This window comes from Niveibacterium sp., from assembly GCF_041909475.1.
Classification (GTDB): domain Bacteria; phylum Pseudomonadota; class Gammaproteobacteria; order Burkholderiales; family Rhodocyclaceae; genus Niveibacterium.
In genome coordinates, this window is record NZ_JAYRDJ010000005.1 from 1 (window position 1) to 16,003 (window position 16,003).

The following is a 16,003-nucleotide window of genomic DNA, read 5'->3' on the forward strand; positions in this document are numbered from 1 at the left end:
CGGCCGCCGGGGCCCCTGTCCTGCCCACGGGCACGCTGAAGAGCGCCTGAGCCTTTCCCCGGACGGGTGGCCCGCGCCTCCCGCCGCCCGCCCCCTCGCCCGGTCCCAAACCATGAACCGTTACCCCCTCTGGAAGAACCTCCTGATTCTGGTGGTTCTGCTGTTCGGCATCCTCTACACGCTGCCCAACTACTTCGGCGAAGTGCCTGCGGTGCAGGTATCGAGCGCCAAGTCGACCATCCGCCTGACGGATGCCGCGCTCGCGACTGCCGAAAAGGCCTTGTCGGACGCGCGCATCAGCCACGACGGCGTGTTCTTCGACAACAACTCGGTGCGTGTGCGCCTAGCCAGCACCGACGCGCAGATCAAGGCGAAGGACGCGCTGGAGCACGCCTTCAACCCGGATCCGAAAGACCCCGGCCATACGGTTGCGCTGAACCTGCTGTCGGCGAGTCCGAAATGGCTCACCGCGATCCACGCGCTGCCGATGTACCTCGGCCTTGACCTGCGTGGCGGCGTGCACTTCCTGCTGCAAGTGGACATGAAGGGCGCGATCACCAAGCGCCTCGACTCGACCACCGGCGACATGCGCACAATGCTGCGCGAGAAGGACATCCGCCACGGCGGCATCGTGCGTGACGGCGAATCGCTGGTTGTGCGATTCCGCGACGTCGCGACCCGCGACAAGGCACGCAACGTGATTCGCGATCGCCTGCCCGATCTGCAACTGGTCGACAAGACCGAAGCGGACGAGCAACTGATCGTCGGCACGCTGACCGAACAGGCCAAGCGCCGCATCCAGGAAGACGCGATCAAGCAGAACATCGTCACCCTGCATAACCGGATCAACGAACTCGGCGTGGCCGAACCGGTGATCCAGCAGCAGGGCGCGGACCGCATCGTGGTGCAGCTGCCGGGTGTGCAGGACGTGGCCAAGGCGAAATCGCTGATCGGTCGCACCGCGACGCTGGAAGTGCGCATGGTCGACGAAGCCGCAACGCAGAGCGGCAGCAGCGTCGGTGTGGACGTGATTCCGGAGCGTCGTCGCGATGGCTCGGTGATCCCGGTGGCGGTGAAGAAGCAGATCGTGCTGACCGGCGACCGCTTCAACGGCGCCGACGCGACCTTCGACAGCAACCAGCAGCCCGCCGTTGCGGTGAGCCTGGATGCCGCCGGCGGCCGCATCATGCGCGATGTCACGCGCGACAGCGTCGGCAAGCGCATGGCGATCATCCTGTATGAACGCGGCAAGGGCGAGGCGATCTCGGTCGCCACGATCCAGGGCGAATTCGGCAACCGTTTCCAGATCACCGGCCAGTTCTCTCCGGACGAGACGACCAGCCTGGCGATCCTGATCCGCTCCGGCTCGCTCGCCGCACCGATGGACATCATCGAAGAACGCACGATCGGCCCGAGCCTCGGCGCCGACAACATCGCCAAGGGCTTCAAGTCCACGATGTGGGGCTTCATCGCGATTGCCGTGTTCATGGTGATCTACTACATGGTGTTCGGTCTGGTGTCGGTGATTGCGCTCGGTTCGAACCTGCTGCTGCTGCTGGCGCTGCTGTCCTTGCTTCAGGCGACACTGACGCTGCCGGGCATCGCGGCAATCGCCTTCACGCTGGGTATGGCGATCGACGCGAACGTGCTGATCAACGAGCGCATCCGCGAAGAACTGCGCAATGGATCGACCCCGCAGGCAGCGATTGCTGCCGGCTACGAGCGCGCCTTCGGCACGATTCTCGACTCCAACGTGACGACGTTGATCGCCGGTATCGCACTGCTGATCTTCGGCAGCGGCCCGGTGCGCGGCTTCGCGGTGGTGCATTGCCTCGGCATCCTGACCTCGATGTTCAGCTCGGTGCTGGTGTCGCGCATGGTCACCAATTTCATCTACGGCGGCCGTCGCAAGCTGCAGTCGATCGCAATTGGTCAGATCTGGCGCCCGGCTGCTGACACGCAAGAGTAAGCAAGAACATGCGGGCGGCTCCGGTCGCCCGCCTTTGAACCCTGTTTCATAACGGAAGCCAACATGGAATTCTTCCGCATCAAGAAAGACATCCCGTTCATGCGGCATGCGTTGATTTTCAACGTCATCTCGCTGATCACATTCGTTGCCGCCGTGTTCTTCCTCGCGACGCGCGGCCTGCACTTCTCGATCGAGTTCACCGGCGGCACGGTGCTGGAGGTGAATTACGCCACCGCACCGCAGCTGGAACCGATTCGCACGGCGCTCGCCAAGGACGGCTTCGTCGACTTCCAGGTTCAAAACTTCGGCAGCTCGCGCGACGTGATGATCCGTTTGCCGAACCGCGAAGGCGAGTCGAGCGCGCAGATTTCCGAGCGCGTGAAGACCACGCTGGCAAAGGTCGAAGGCCCGGCGGCCGAACTCCGCCGCGTCGAGTTCGTCGGCCCACAGGTCGGCAAGGAACTCGCGTCTGACGGCGGCCTCGCGCTGCTGCTGGTGGTCGCCGGTATCGTCGCCTATCTCGCAGTGCGCTTCGAATGGCGCCTTGCCGTTAGTGCGATCGTCGCCAACCTGCACGACGTCGTGATCATCTTGGGCTTCTTCGCCTTCTTCCAGTGGGAGTTCTCCCTGCCGGTGCTGGCGGCGGTGCTGGCGGTGCTGGGCTACTCGGTAAACGAATCGGTGGTCGTCTTCGACCGCGTGCGCGAGACCTTCCGCAACAGCCGCAAGCGTGGCCTGTCGGTCGAAGAAGTGATCGACCACGCGATCACCTCGACGATCTCGCGGACCATGATCACGCACGGCTCCACCGAAATGATGGTGCTGTCGATGCTGGTGTTCGGCGGCCCAACGCTGTTCTACTTCGCGCTCGCGCTGATGATCGGCATCCTGTTCGGCATCTACTCCTCGGTGCTCGTCGCAGCCCCGCTTGCCAAGTGGCTGGGCGTCAAGCGCGAACAGTTCATCATTCAGCCGAAGAAGAAGGAAGAAGCCGTCGTCTGAGGCGCGCCTTCCGGGCAAAACAAAGGGCCGCTTGCGCGGCCCTTTTTCATTTTCAGCGCGCCCTCGCTGGCGCAACGATCACTCAGCGCCCGTAGGTATCCTCGAAACGCACGATGTCGTCTTCGCCAAGATAGGAGCCGGACTGCACCTCGATGATTTCGAGCGGCACCTTGCCCGGGTTGGCCAGACGATGTGTATGCCCAAGCGGAATGTAGGTCGACTGGTTCTCGGTCAGCAGGAAGACCTGGTCGCCGTTAGTCACTTCCGCCGTACCCTTCACGACGATCCAGTGCTCCGCGCGATGGTGGTGCATCTGCAGCGACAGCTTGGCGCCCGGATTCACGACGATGCGTTTGACCTGGAAGCGCTCGCCGTTGTCGATCGAGTCGTACCAACCCCAGGGGCGGAAAACCTTGCGATGACTGTTCGCTTGCGTGCGACCTTCGGCTTTCAGGCGGGCAACGATCTTCTTCACGTCCTGCGTGTTGCGCTTGTGCGCAACCATCACCGCATCGGGCGTTTCGACGACCACCATGTCCTTGAGACCGATCGCAGCCACCAGGCGCGATTCCGCCATCACCATGGTGTCTTCGCTGGATTCGAACATCACGTCGCCGCGGCCAACGTTGCCGGCCGAGTCCTTCTCGCAGACCTGCCACAGCGCGTCCCACGCGCCAACGTCCGACCAGCCGGCAGCCATCGGCACCACGACGCCGCGGCCCAACTCCGGCGCCGAGGGCAGTTTTTCCATCACCGCGTAGTCGATCGAATCGGACGGCGAAGTGAGGAAGGCTGTCTTGTCGGCGCGCACGAAATCGGCGTCGTCGGTAGCAGCATCCATCGCACGGCGGCACGCCGCAGCCATCTCCGGGTTGAAGCACTCGATCGCCGCCAGCCAGCGCGAGGCCTTCATCATGAAGATGCCGCTGTTCCACAGGTAGTCACCGCTGGCGACATACTTTGCGGCGGTCGCCGCATCGGGCTTCTCGACAAAGGCATCGATCGAACGCGCGCTCGCGGCGCCTGCCACGCCGTCACCGCTGCGGATGTAGCCATAGCCGGTCTCCGCACGGTCCGGCACGATGCCGAAAGTCACGAACGCGCCAGCCTCGGCGAGGCTCTCGCCTTCCGCGATGGCGGTCTGGAAGCTGGCGATGTCGGGGATCACATGGTCGGCCGGCATCACCAGCAGCACCGGATCAGCGTTGCCGCGCACGGCCAGCAGTGCAGCCAGCGTCAGGGCCGGCGCGGTATTGCGGCCCGCCGGCTCCAGCACGATGCGGCCACGCTTGCCCAGCTGACGCAGCTGCTCGGCAATGACGAAGCGGTACTCCTCGTTGCTAACAACGATGGTATCCGGCGCCACCGCGGCGTTGAAGCCGTCGAGCCGGCGTGCGGTTGCCTGCAGCAGCGTATCGGTGCCGGTCAGTGCCAGCAGTTGCTTCGGATATTGCTCGCGCGAAGCCGGCCAGAGTCGGGTACCAGAGCCGCCCGACAGAATTACGGATTGAATCGTCATGCTTGTTTTCCTTATGCGGGGGAGGCGACGCCATCTGCGTGGGTCGCATAGCCATGGGGATTCTGTTGTTGCCAACGCCAGGTGTCGGCACACATTGCATCGAGATTGCGCGTCGCGCGCCAGCCAAGCAGCTCCGCCGCGAGTGCTGGCTCAGCGTAGCAGGCGGCAACGTCACCGGCGCGGCGCGGCGCGATGCGGTAAGCGACCTTGCGCCCACTGCCGCGCTCGAACGCGCTAACCATGTCGAGCACGCTGTAACCCTGACCGGTACCGAGGTTCACCGCCAGGCAGCCCGGCTCGCGGCGCAGGCGTTCCAGCGCGCAGAGATGGCCCAGCGCGAGGTCGACAACATGGATGTAGTCGCGCACGCCAGTGCCATCCGGCGTCGGGTAGTCGTCGCCCCAGACATTCAGGAACTCGCGACGCCCGATCGCGACCTGCGCGACGAAAGGCATCAGATTGTTCGGGATGCCCTGAGGGTCTTCGCCGATCAGGCCGCTCTCATGTGCGCCGACCGGGTTGAAGTAACGCAGGATCGCGATACGCCAGTTCGGGTCGCTGCGCGCGAGATCGCGCAGCATGTCCTCGATCACCAGCTTGGTGCGGCCGTAGGGATTCGTTGCCGACAGCGGATGATCCTCGGTCAGCGGCAGGCGCTGCGGATCACCGTACACCGTGGCCGAGGAGCTGAACACCAGCGACTTGACCTGGCATTCGGCCGTCGCCTCGAGAAGACGTAGCGTGCCGACAACGTTGTTGTCGTAGTAGCTGAGCGGTTTTTCGACCGACTCGCCCACAGCCTTGAGCCCGGCGAAGTGGATCACCGCCTCGGCGCCGGATTCGCGCAGCGCGGCGACCAGCGCGGCACGGTCTCGGATGTCGCCGCGGACATGGCGCAGCGAGCGACCGGCGATGCGTTCGACGCGCGCGAGCGCCTCGGGATGGCTGTTGCTGAAATTATCGAAAACGGTGACGTCGTAGCCCGCCTGAAGCAGTTCGACGCAAGTGTGGGAGCCGATGTAGCCGGCGCCACCTGTCACGAAGATCATCGAGTGGTCCTTTGAAAACCTAGCTTTCCATTGTCATGGATTCTGCTGCGCTGCAAAAGGAGAAGCATCACAGCCGGGTCAGCGAAACGTTCTAGCATGAAACGCGCCTGCAACACTGGGCGCCTATGGTGGGGCGGCAAACACACGACACGAGGCCCAAGATGATCTGTTTCTCCCCCATTCCGGTGCCGAATCGCGGCCCCGCTGCAAACGATCCGGTATTGCGTATCAGCGATGCCGAACTGGCACGCGCGATGCGCCGCGCCGAACTCCACGAACACGAACTCGCCGATCCGTACGGCGACGATGAAGACGACGATGCAAGCGTCAGCTGAGTCGTCTAAACCGGCTCGGAAATGAAAAAGGGCGGCACCAGCCGCCCTTTTTCATTCAGCCTGCCCGCGATCAGTTCGCGACCGACTTCACGTGGCGCACATCTTCGCCGCGTGCCATGTAGAACACGTACTGCGCCATGTTCTTCGCATGATCGCCGATGCGCTCGAGCGCCTTGGCGACGAAGATGATGTCTATGCCGCCCGAGATCGTGCGCGGGTCTTCCATCATGAAGGTGATGACCTGACGCATCACGCCCTTGAATTCCGCGTCGATCAGCTTGTCCGAGCGCACCACCTCATCGGCGGCGTCGGTGTCGAGCCGCGCGAAAGCATCGAGCGCCTGACGCAATTCGTTGATTGCCATCTCGGACATGTGCGACAGCTGCACGCGCGGCACCGCCAGTGCGCCGCCATGAATGGCCTTGGCCATCTTCGCGATCTTCTTCGCTTCGTCGCCGATGCGCTCCAGATCGGTGATCGCCTTGAGCACCGCGAAGATCAGGCGCAGGTCGATCGCCGCCGGCTGGCGCTTCGCGATGACTTGCGAGCAGGCCTCGTCGAGATCCATTTCGAGGGCATTGACCCGATGATCGTCTTCGATCACGCGCTCGATCAGATCCTGATTGCCGTCGATCAGGCCTTCGATCGCCCGCGAAATCTGCTGTTCCACGAGTCCGCCCATCTGCATCACGCGGGTGCGGATGCTTTCCAGCTCAAGGTCGAACTGCTTTGAAGTGTGTTCGGTCATGCCTCAATCCTTTCACGCATAACCCGGAGAGGTTACGCACCCAAGATTTCAACTGCGTGACAGTCGCTCGACACCGCTCGGGCTGCTGATCAGCAGGAGGTCGACACCGCGGCGGGCGAACAGCCCGCTCGTGACGACCCCGGTGATGTGATCGATCGTGCTTTCCAGCGCGACCGGATCGGTGATGGCGAGACCATGCACGTCAAGGATGACATTGCCGTTATCGGTCACCACGCCCTGGCGCCAACGCGGATCACCACCGAGCTTGCGCAGCTCGCGCGCGACATGCTCGCGCGCCATCGGGATCACCTCGACCGGCAGCGGGAATTTGCCCAGCACCCCGACCTTCTTGCTCGCATCGGCGATGCAGACGAACTCGCGCGCCACCGCCGCGACGATCTTCTCGCGCGTCAGCGCTGCGCCGCCGCCCTTGATCGCGTTGAGCCCCGGGTCCACCTCATCGGCGCCATCGACATAGATCGGAATCTCGGTGACCTCGTTGAGATCCAGCACGCGGATCCCCAAGCCCTCCAGCCGCACACGGCTGGCTTCAGAACTCGCCACCGCACCGACAAAGCGCGATTTGATCGGCGCCAGCGCGTCGATGAAAAGGTTGGCTGTCGAGCCGGTGCCGACGCCCAGCACGCAGCCCTCCGGTGCGTTGGCCGCGACATAGTCCGCCGCGGCTTGCGCGACGAGTTGCTTGAGTTGGTCCTGGTTCATGGTCTGTTCTTGAGTGTTGCAGCGGTCGGATTGCGATTGTAGCGAAGGCCGCGCGAGCCCGCCGGAAAGGCGCAGCGCGTCGGGCAGGGGCGTCACTGAAATCGCTTGACGTCGTCATGCCCCTGCAACACGCGGCCCGGAAGATCCGCCGCCATGCCGCGCGTGAGAACTCTCTTTCTATCCGACATCCATCTCGGAACCCGCGCCTGCCAAGCCGAGCAATTGCTCGACTTCCTGCGCGAACACCCTGCCGACAAAGTGTTCCTGATCGGCGACATCATCGATTTCTGGGCGATGAGCCGCAGCATTCACTGGAGCGCGGCGCAGAACACCGTGGTGCAGAAGCTGCTGCGACGCGCGCGCCACGGCGAAGAGATCATCTTCATCCCCGGCAATCACGACGAGGCGCTGCGTGACTACTGCGGCACCGTGTTCGGCGACATCCGCGTCGAGCACGAACATGTGCACACCACGGCAGACGGCCGCCGCTTCCTGCTGGTGCACGGCGACGAATTCGATCAGGTGACGCGCTATCACCGCTGGGTGGCGGTGTTGGGCGACATGTCCTACACGCTGCTGGTGCGGCTCAACATCGTGCTGTCATGGGTGCGGCGCAGACTCGGCTGGGCGGGCTACTGGTCGCTCGCCGGCTATGCGAAGCGGCGCGTGAAGACGGCACTCCAGTTCATCTTCGATTTCGAGGAGTCGGTGATCCACGCCGCGCGTGATCGCAAGCTGGACGGTGTGATCTGCGGCCACATCCACTGGGCGGCGATCCGTGAGGTGGACGGCCTGACCTATGTGAACTGCGGTGACTGGGTCGATTCCTGCACCGGCATCGTCGAGCACCTCGACGGCCGCCTTGAACTGGTGAGCTGGCGCGGCACGGAAACCGCCGCCCTGCCCAACCCCGAACTCCTTGAGGAAGCCTGATCGATGCGCGTGCTGATGGTTTCCGATGTGTTCTTCCCCCGCGTCAACGGCGTATCGACCGCCATCGACACCCATCGGCGCGGCCTCGCCGCGCTCGGCGTGGATGTGCAGTTGATCGTGCCGCGTTATGAGGACGAAGACGGCGAACCCCGCATCACGCGCCTGCCCGGCTGGCGCGTGCCGATGGACCCGGAAGACCGCTTCGTCGCACCGCATCGGGTGCGCCGCGCGGTGATGGCGGCCGCACAGCACGCCGATATGATCCATATCCAGACGCCCTTCACCGCGCACTACGCGGGGCTTGCCGCCGCGCGGCGTTACGGCTTGCCGGTGGTCGCCACCTACCACACGCTGTTTGAGGAATACCTGCACCTGTATGCGCGTTTCCTGCCCGAGGCGTGGCTGCGCGGCTTGGCACGGCGCCTTTCTCGCAGCCAGTGCAACGCGCTGAACGCGACGATCGTGCCGTCCCATGCGATGGCGCAGCGCCTGCGCGACTACGGCATCACTGCACCGCTGCATGTGCTGCCCACCGGCGTGCCAATCAGCCAGTTCGCGCTCGGTGATCGCGCCAGCCACCGCGCGCGCTTCCGCGCCCGCTACCGGATTCCGCCGGACCAGCCGATCGCGCTGTTCGTCGGCCGCGCGGCCCACGAGAAGAACATCGGCTTCCTGATCGAAGCGCTGGCGCACGCCCGCATCGCGCAGCCGCGCCTGCTACTCGTCGTGGCCGGCGAAGGGCCGGCGCTTGAATCCTTGCGCGAGAAGGCACATGCGCTCGGGCAGAGCGAGCATGTGCGCTTCATCGGCTATCTCGATCGCGCCCGCGAACTGCCCGATTGCTATGCGGCGGCGGACTTGTTCGCCTTCGCCTCGCGCACGGAAACGCAGGGCCTGGTGCTGATCGAGGCGATGGCGGTTGGCCTGCCGGTCGTCGCGCTGGCCGAGATGGGCACCCGCGACCTGCTCGGCGCCGGCCGCGGCGCGCTGGTGCCGCACTACGAAGTCACCGCCTTCGGCGACGCGATGGCGCAGCTTGCCGGCGACAGCGCCCTGCGCGCCCGGCTCGGCGACGAAGCCCGCACGCTCGCACGCGACTGGTCCGACGACACCCTTACCGCCCGCCTTGCCGCGCTCTACCGCGAGGTGCAGCTCGCCCATTCCAGCCAGGAGCCCGCATGGAAAGCCCCTTCAAAGGCAAAACAGGCCTGACGCGTCTGTGGAACGCCTTTCATTACTCGATGGATGGCTTCCGCGCCGCCTACCGGCATGAAGACGCCTTCCGGAAGGAAGCGCTGCTCGCCGCGCTGATGATCCCCGCCGCACTGCTGCTGCCGGTGAGCATGCTGGGTCGCGCCATGATGATCGCCAGCGTGCTGCTGGTGCTGATCGTGGAGTTGCTGAACTCGGCGATCGAAGCCGCGATCGACCGCATTTCGCTCGACAGCCACACGCTCTCCAAACGCGCCAAGGATATCGGCAGCGCCGCCGTGTTCGTCGCGTTGAGCAATGTGCTGGTCGTGTGGGCCTGTGTGCTACTTGCCTGAGGGATCGTCCATGCCCACCCCGCTCCGCATCGCCGTTGTCACCGAAACCCATCCGCCGGAGGTCAACGGCGTCGCCATGACGGTGCAGCGCCTGATCCACGGCATGCGCGGCCGTGGCCACCGCATCACCGTGGTGCGCCCGCGCCAGCAAAGGCGCGAAACGCCACTTGCCGACGAGTGGCTGGTCGGCGGCCTGCCGCTACCCGGCTACCCGGGCCTGCGCTTCGGCCTGCCCGCCAGCGGCTACCTGCAGCGCGGCTGGGCAATCCAGCGGCCGGACGCCGTTCATGTGGTCACCGAAGGCCCGCTCGGCTGGTCCGCGATCCAGGCGGCGCGCAAGCTGGGCATTCCGATCAGCTCCGGTTACCACACCAACTTCGATCGCTACTCGCGCCACTACGGCGCCGGTGTGCTCAAGCCGGCCATCGCGCGTTGGCTGCGGCACTTCCACCGCAGCGCCGATGCCACCCTGGTGCCGACGCCGGAACTCGCCGGCGCGCTTGGCGAACAGGGCATCCCCGGCGTGCGGGTGGTCGGCCGCGGCGTCGATACCGAGCTGTACTCGCCGATGCGGCGCGATGCCTCGCTGCGCGCGCGCTGGGGTCTCGCACCCGAGGGCCTTGCGGTGCTCTACGTCGGCCGGCTCGCGCCAGAGAAGAACCTTGCGCTGGTCGAGGCGAGCTTCCGCCACATCAACGCCGCGCTGCCGAACGCGCGCATGGTGTGGGTCGGCGATGGCCCGGCCCGTAACGGCCTTGCCCGCGCCCACCCCGATCACCACTTCGCCGGCGCGCGCTACGGCGCCGATCTCGCGACGCATTACGCCTCGGCCGATCTGTTCCTGTTCCCCAGCCTCACCGAAACCTTCGGCAACGTCACGGTGGAAGCAATGGCCAGCGGGCTGGCAGTGGCCGCCTACGACTGCGCGGCCGCCGCGCTGCTGATCCGCAACGGCGAGAACGGCGCCACCGTGCCCGAGGGCGACGAAGCGGCATTCGTCGCCACCGCCGTGCTCCTCGCGCAAGCGGCCGAACTGCGCGCCACCTTGGGCGAGGCGGCGCGCCGCAGCGTGCTGCCGCTGGCATGGGAAGCCGTGGTCGCAGATTTCGAGGCCAGCCTGCGGGAGACGATCTCCCGCCAGGCACGGAAAGCAGATTGAGCTTGGCAAATCCGGCGATCTCGCCTTGAGTTAACGGGGTAGACATGCACGGAGACAGACATGGGACTCCTCGACCAACTTGCTGGTGAACTGCTGGGCGGTAGCGGTGGCACAAGCCCGGTACTGCAGATCGCCCAACAGCTGCTGCAGAACCACGAAGGTGGGCTTGCTGGCCTGCTGGCTCAGCTCAACCAGAGCGGGCTCGCCGAGCAGGTGCAATCCTGGGTCGGAACGGGTGCCAACCTGCCGGTATCCGCGGATCAACTGTCCGCGGCACTCGGCCCCGACTTGCTCGGCAAGCTGAGCACCGCATTGGGCGTTGATGCCGGTACCGTATCCAACCATCTTGCCGAAGGCCTGCCACAACTTGTCGACAAGCTCACGCCGGGCGGCTCGCTGGAGGGCCACGGCGACCTGCTCGCACAAGGCTTGGGAGCGCTGTTCGGACGCTGATCGTGGCTGCCTCGGCAGGGGCAACTCAAGTCGCACAGCAAAATGACGTTTCTGTAAGATCCGTCAGATCATGGCCCGCCCGACTCGCATGCCCTCCCATCGCATTACCCCTGCGCAGTCCGCAGCAAGGCCCGACGCGCCAGCCTTTACGTTCAAGCAGACGAGGTCGGACCATGTCTAGCTGGGCGCTCGCGGCATTCGCTCTGGGTATGCCCCTCGCATTCTGGATCGGTGCGCGGCGCGCCGATCACGCGATGAAACGCGAGCGAGAGGTCTCGGAGTCTGCCCGTACCGCAGCGCTCGCCGCGGTGGCGCAACTGCGCCTGCTACAGGCGCACCAGCAAGCCCTGATGGACAGCATCGACGATCTCGCATGGCTGAAGGACGCCGACTGCCGGTTCATGCTGGTGAACCGCAAGTTCGGTGAGGTCTTCAGTCTTTCGCCCGAATCACTGATCGGCAAGTCCGACTACGACCTCTCGCCGCCCGACATGGCCGCGCATTACCAGGCACACGACCGCATGGTGATGGCATCGCGCCAGGTCGAGCGCACCGAGGAAGAAATCCATCGGCCGGACGGCGAAATCGGCTGGGCCGAAACGATCAAGGTGCCGGTGTTCGGCGCCGATGGCGAAGTCGTCGGCACGGCGGGCATCGCACGCGACATCACGCTGCGCAAACGCTATCAACGCGAGGTGGAGTTCCTCGCGCGCCACGACCCGCTGACCGGGCTGTTCAACCGCCGTCATCTCGAAGAGCAGTTCGAGCCCTTCGCCGCGCGCCACCCGCGCTTTGCCGCGCTGTTCCTCGACCTCGACAACTTCAAGCTGATCAACGATACCGACGGCCATTCGATCGGCGACGAACTGCTGCGCCTGCTCGCCTCTCGTCTGAAGGGCGAGATCGACCGCAACGACCTGCTGGTGCGGCTCGGCGGCGACGAGTTCCTGCTGCTCTCGCCGCTGGGCTCCGACAGCCCGGAAGCGCTCGACCACCTCGCCAGCCGGCTCGAAGGGGCGATCGGCACACCGTACGAAATCGGCGGCACCAAGTACGTGGTGTCGAGCAGCATCGGTATCGCGGTGCACCCGGAACACGGCCGTGATCGGCAAACCCTGATCAAGCACGCCGATATCGCAATGTACGAGGCGAAAAAGAAGGGGCGCAACCGCGTCTGCTGGTTCGAAGAAGCGCTGGCCAGCGAAACCACGGCCCGCCGCCGCATCGAACTGCGGATCCGCGATGCGTTGAAGGACAACGCCTTCGAGCTGCATTACCAGCCGGTCAATGACGCGCGCAGCGGCCAGATCATCGGCGCCGAGGCGCTGCTGCGCCTGCGCGATGCGCAAGGCAGCCCGATTTCGCCTGCGCGCTTCATCCCGATCGCCGAGCAGACCGGCCTGATCGAGCAAGTCGGCGAATGGGTGCTCGACACCGGCTTGCGCCAACTCGCCGCCTGGCGTGCCGAAGGGCATCTCAGCCTGCGGCTGGCGATCAACATCTCCGGCACGCATTTCGGTAGCCCGCGCTTCGTCGAACGCCTCAGCAGCCGGCTGCGCGAAACCGGCGTGCCCGGCAATGCACTGGAGCTGGAACTGACCGAGGGCGTGCTGATGGCGGATGCCGACGGCAACATTTCAACCCTCGCGCGCATTGCAGCGCTGGGTGTCGCGCTCGCGGTAGACGACTTCGGCACCGGTTACTCCAGTCTCGCCTATCTCAAGCAATTGCCGATTCACCGGCTGAAGATCGACCGCAGCTTCGTGCAAGGCCTGCCGGTGCATCCGGGCGATATCGCGATCACGCGTTCGATCCTGCATCTGGCGCAGACCTTCGGATTCGAAGTCACCGCCGAAGGGGTCGAGACGCAAGCGCAGCTCGATTTCCTGCGCGAGGCGGGCTGCCCCGCGGTGCAGGGCTACCTGTTCAGCCCGGCACGCGCAGCGACCGATTTTGCGGACCTGCTGGCCCCGGAGCTCAGTGCATGAAACTCGCCGCGTTCGCATCCTGCCTGCCGCACAACACGCTCGACGGCGCGCTCGATTACCTCGTCACGCACGATATCTATGGCCTGGAGCTCGGTGTCGGCGGCTACCCCGGCACGCGGCATGCCGATGCCCGCTTACTGGCCAGCGACAATTCGGCGCGGGCGCGACTGCGTGACACCTGCCAGGCGCACGGCGTGGAACTGATGACGCTGTCCTGCCACGGCAACCCGCTGCACCCGGACGCCAGCGTTGCGGCCGCTCACGACAGCGACTTTCGCGCTGCACTGGAAGCCGCCAGCGAAATGGAAATTCCGGTAGTGGTCGGGTTCTCCGGCCAGCCCGGCACCGGCGGCGTGCTCAACTGGCCAGTCATCGGCTGGCCGCAGGAATACGCCGATCAGTTTGAACACCAGTGGCACGAATCGCTGATCCCCTACTGGCAGCCGCTCACCGAGCGTGCCCGCGCGCTCGGCGTGAAGATCGCGCTGGAACTGCATGGCGGCTTCGCGGTGCATTCGCCCGCCACGCTGCGCCGCCTGCGCGAGGCCTGTGGCCCGGCACTCGGCGCCAATGTGGACCCCAGCCACCTGTGGTGGCAAGGCATCGACCCGGCGCGCGCGATCCAGCGCCTGGGCGATGCAGTCTTCCATGTGCATCTGAAGGACGTCTGCTTCCGGCCCGATGTGATGGACGACGCCGGTCTGCTCGACTGCACGCCGCACGCGCGCATGGACGAGCGTGCGTGGTACTTCGCACCGCCCGGCGAGGGCCACGACGCCAACGCGTGGCAGGGCATCCTCGATACCCTGCACGCAATCGATTACTGCGGCGCGCTATCGATAGAGCATGAAGGCTACGCGCCAGCGACCGAAGCGATTGCGACCACGGCGCGCTGGATGCGCGCCCTGTCGCTGCGCGAGCGCCGTTCGGCTACCAGAACTTCCACCACCACTTCTTAGCTTCCATCGAGCGCTTCACCTCCGGCGACCACTGCGGCTGCACGCCGGCCGTGATGAAGAAGGCGCCGAAGCGCTTGTCGGCCTCGTTGATGTGCCGCGTCAGCCACACCTTGAGGAAGTGCAGCAGCTCGAAAGTGATCGCTGCCTGACCGCTGTCGAGTTTCTCCTGCAGCGCATGCACCTGGGCGATCAGGTCTTCGTGATTCTGTTTGTGCTGCGCGAAGTCCGGATAGTTGCTGACCCGCATCAGGCTCTCTTCCACCGCGAAGTGCGTGCGGGTGTAGTCGGCCAGTTTGTCGAGAATCGCGCGCGAGGTATCGCGGCCGTGGTGTTCGTGGATTGCGTCGTGCAACTGATTGAGCAGATCGACCAGCTCCTTGTGCTGCGCGTCGATCTCCTCGATGCCGACAGAAAAATCGTCGGACCAGTGAAACAGTTCCGTCATGACTACTACTCCCCCTTCCCCCGAAAGGACCAAGGCCCGCACAAAGACTGCTCGGGCCGCATAGGGCGAGAACCTTAGCGCTTGGGCGCCACGCAGGCTTGAGCCGCATCAAGCGCCGCCGATGCGGGTACCCTTGCGGTTTTCCCCCATTTACAGCGCGCTTGCGGGCGCATTGGCCACCATGAAGATCCTGATTACCGGCAGTAACGGCACCGTCGGCCGCGCCGTCACCCATGCCGCGCAGGCCCGCGGGCATACCGCCATCGGCTGGGACCGCAAGGCCGCTGATCCGCTCGATCCGGTGAGTCACGGCCGTTACATCGACGAGGTCGGTGCCGACGCGATCATCCATCTCGGCGTGGCGGCAACGCCGACCGGCCGTGACAACGAAGGCTGGCGCACCACGGTCGACTGGTCACTCGCGCTCGCCGATCTGGCGGCGCAGCGCAGTTTGCCGTTCCTGTTCACGAGCACTGCACTGGTGTTCGACAACAGTGTCAGCGGCCCCTTCACGCTGGCTTCGGCAAGCAACGCGCGCGAAGGCTACGGCTTTGAAAAGCGCTGCGCCGAACATGGTGTGCTGCTGCGTCACCCGAGCGGCGCACGCGTTGCACGGCTCGGCTGGCAGATCGATCCAGCGGGCGATGGCAACAACATGGTGGCGCACGCCCACCGCGAGATGGCGGCGCACGGCGCGATCGGCGCATCAACACGGTGGCAGCCCGCCTGCTCGTTCATCGACGACACCGCGGCAGCGCTGCTTACCCTGCTCACTTCGCCGCCCGGGCTCTACATGCTCGACTCGAATCGCGGGACGAATTTCGCCGACATCCTGCAGGCCTTGTCCGAGCAATACCGCTTCAACTGGCGGATTTCGCGCAACGAGGATTACATCTACGACCAGCGCCTGATCGATCCGCGCCCGGCGTTGCCCGATCTCGACTCGCGCCTGCCCGCGCTGCGCGGCTGAGAAAAAGAAAACCCCACCGTGCACAGGCACGGCGGGGCAAAAGGGCTACGCACACAATGAAAACCGTCACCCGCCACGAAGACGTGGCCGGCGACAAACTCATTCTGCGGCGCGCCTGAGCGGGCGCCCACGCCCCACGCGGCCAGACGTTTGTCTGCAGCGCCCAGCGCGGAACTCGCAATCGAACGCCGGCGCTGCACAAAA

General features: G+C 65.2%; 16 protein-coding genes. 11 read left to right on the forward strand and 5 right to left on the reverse strand.

Translation table 11 applies throughout. The annotated features are described in order from the left end of the window. The first annotated feature begins 112 nt into the window (after nucleotides 1-112). Both secD and secF read left to right on the forward strand, forming a co-directional pair. On the forward strand, nucleotides 113-1,969 hold the full coding sequence (gene secD, locus ACE3P0_RS05555) for a protein translocase subunit SecD (RefSeq protein ID WP_374400702.1): 1,857 nt from the start codon (nucleotides 113-115) through the stop codon (nucleotides 1,967-1,969). Nucleotides 1,970-2,032: 63 nt separating this feature from the next. Beyond that, nucleotides 2,033-2,971: a protein translocase subunit SecF gene (secF, locus tag ACE3P0_RS05560; protein WP_374400704.1), complete on the forward strand. Its 939-nt coding sequence runs from the start codon at nucleotides 2,033-2,035 to the stop codon at nucleotides 2,969-2,971. Nucleotides 2,972-3,053: 82 nt separating this feature from the next. On the opposite strand, the gene ACE3P0_RS05565 is transcribed toward secF, so the two are convergent. Next, on the reverse strand, nucleotides 3,054-4,490 hold the full coding sequence (locus ACE3P0_RS05565; protein ID WP_374400705.1) for a mannose-1-phosphate guanylyltransferase/mannose-6-phosphate isomerase: 1,437 nt from the start codon (nucleotides 4,488-4,490) through the stop codon (nucleotides 3,054-3,056). A gap of 11 nt (nucleotides 4,491-4,501) precedes the next feature. Then, nucleotides 4,502-5,539: a UDP-glucose 4-epimerase GalE gene (gene galE, locus ACE3P0_RS05570; RefSeq protein ID WP_374400707.1), complete on the reverse strand. Its 1,038-nt coding sequence runs from the start codon at nucleotides 5,537-5,539 to the stop codon at nucleotides 4,502-4,504. Between the two features lie 161 nt (nucleotides 5,540-5,700). On the opposite strand from galE, the gene ACE3P0_RS05575 reads away from it, so the two are divergent. Further along, complete coding sequence (locus tag ACE3P0_RS05575) at nucleotides 5,701-5,874, forward strand: hypothetical protein (protein ID WP_374400709.1); 174 nt, start codon at nucleotides 5,701-5,703, stop codon at nucleotides 5,872-5,874. A gap of 70 nt (nucleotides 5,875-5,944) precedes the next feature. On the opposite strand, the gene phoU is transcribed toward ACE3P0_RS05575, so the two are convergent. After that, on the reverse strand, nucleotides 5,945-6,622 hold the full coding sequence (gene phoU, locus ACE3P0_RS05580; RefSeq protein WP_374400710.1) for a phosphate signaling complex protein PhoU: 678 nt from the start codon (nucleotides 6,620-6,622) through the stop codon (nucleotides 5,945-5,947). A 48-nt stretch (nucleotides 6,623-6,670) separates the two neighbouring features. After that, nucleotides 6,671-7,345 (reverse strand): ribose-5-phosphate isomerase RpiA, encoded by a 675-nt coding sequence (gene rpiA / locus ACE3P0_RS05585; protein ID WP_374400712.1) that lies wholly within the window; start codon nucleotides 7,343-7,345, stop codon nucleotides 6,671-6,673. A 153-nt stretch (nucleotides 7,346-7,498) separates the two neighbouring features. On the opposite strand from rpiA, the gene ACE3P0_RS05590 reads away from it, so the two are divergent. From ACE3P0_RS05590 to ACE3P0_RS05620, 7 genes are all read left to right on the forward strand, one after another. Continuing rightward, complete coding sequence (locus tag ACE3P0_RS05590) at nucleotides 7,499-8,278, forward strand: UDP-2,3-diacylglucosamine diphosphatase (RefSeq protein ID WP_374400714.1); 780 nt, start codon at nucleotides 7,499-7,501, stop codon at nucleotides 8,276-8,278. Between the two features lie 3 nt (nucleotides 8,279-8,281). Next, nucleotides 8,282-9,490 (forward strand): glycosyltransferase, encoded by a 1,209-nt coding sequence (locus ACE3P0_RS05595; RefSeq protein WP_374400716.1) that lies wholly within the window; start codon nucleotides 8,282-8,284, stop codon nucleotides 9,488-9,490. Then, nucleotides 9,457-9,825: a diacylglycerol kinase gene (locus tag ACE3P0_RS05600; RefSeq protein ID WP_374400718.1), complete on the forward strand. Its 369-nt coding sequence runs from the start codon at nucleotides 9,457-9,459 to the stop codon at nucleotides 9,823-9,825. Before ACE3P0_RS05595 ends, ACE3P0_RS05600 begins: the two co-directional genes overlap by 34 nt. A 10-nt stretch (nucleotides 9,826-9,835) precedes the next feature. Beyond that, the gene (locus tag ACE3P0_RS05605) at nucleotides 9,836-10,984 is read left to right on the forward strand and encodes a glycosyltransferase family 4 protein (protein WP_374400720.1); all 1,149 of its coding nucleotides are present in this window, start codon (nucleotides 9,836-9,838) and stop codon (nucleotides 10,982-10,984) included. 60 nt (nucleotides 10,985-11,044) lie between these two features. After that, nucleotides 11,045-11,437 (forward strand): YidB family protein, encoded by a 393-nt coding sequence (locus tag ACE3P0_RS05610; RefSeq protein WP_374400722.1) that lies wholly within the window; start codon nucleotides 11,045-11,047, stop codon nucleotides 11,435-11,437. 173 nt (nucleotides 11,438-11,610) lie between these two features. Beyond that, on the forward strand, nucleotides 11,611-13,425 hold the full coding sequence (locus ACE3P0_RS05615; RefSeq protein ID WP_374400724.1) for a putative bifunctional diguanylate cyclase/phosphodiesterase: 1,815 nt from the start codon (nucleotides 11,611-11,613) through the stop codon (nucleotides 13,423-13,425). Further along, nucleotides 13,422-14,384: a sugar phosphate isomerase/epimerase family protein gene (locus ACE3P0_RS05620; protein ID WP_374400726.1), complete on the forward strand. Its 963-nt coding sequence runs from the start codon at nucleotides 13,422-13,424 to the stop codon at nucleotides 14,382-14,384. Before ACE3P0_RS05615 ends, ACE3P0_RS05620 begins: the two co-directional genes overlap by 4 nt. Here the strand turns inward: ACE3P0_RS05620 and ACE3P0_RS05625 are convergent. Then, the gene (locus ACE3P0_RS05625; RefSeq protein ID WP_374400728.1) at nucleotides 14,356-14,829 is read right to left on the reverse strand and encodes a bacteriohemerythrin; all 474 of its coding nucleotides are present in this window, start codon (nucleotides 14,827-14,829) and stop codon (nucleotides 14,356-14,358) included. The two genes, ACE3P0_RS05620 and ACE3P0_RS05625, sit on opposite strands and share 29 nt — an antisense overlap. A gap of 181 nt (nucleotides 14,830-15,010) precedes the next feature. On the opposite strand from ACE3P0_RS05625, the gene ACE3P0_RS05630 reads away from it, so the two are divergent. Beyond that, nucleotides 15,011-15,799 carry a sugar nucleotide-binding protein gene (locus ACE3P0_RS05630; RefSeq protein ID WP_374400730.1) on the forward strand — a complete coding sequence of 263 codons (789 nt, stop codon included), beginning with the start codon at nucleotides 15,011-15,013 and terminating at the stop codon, nucleotides 15,797-15,799. Nucleotides 15,800-16,003 lie beyond the last annotated feature (204 nt).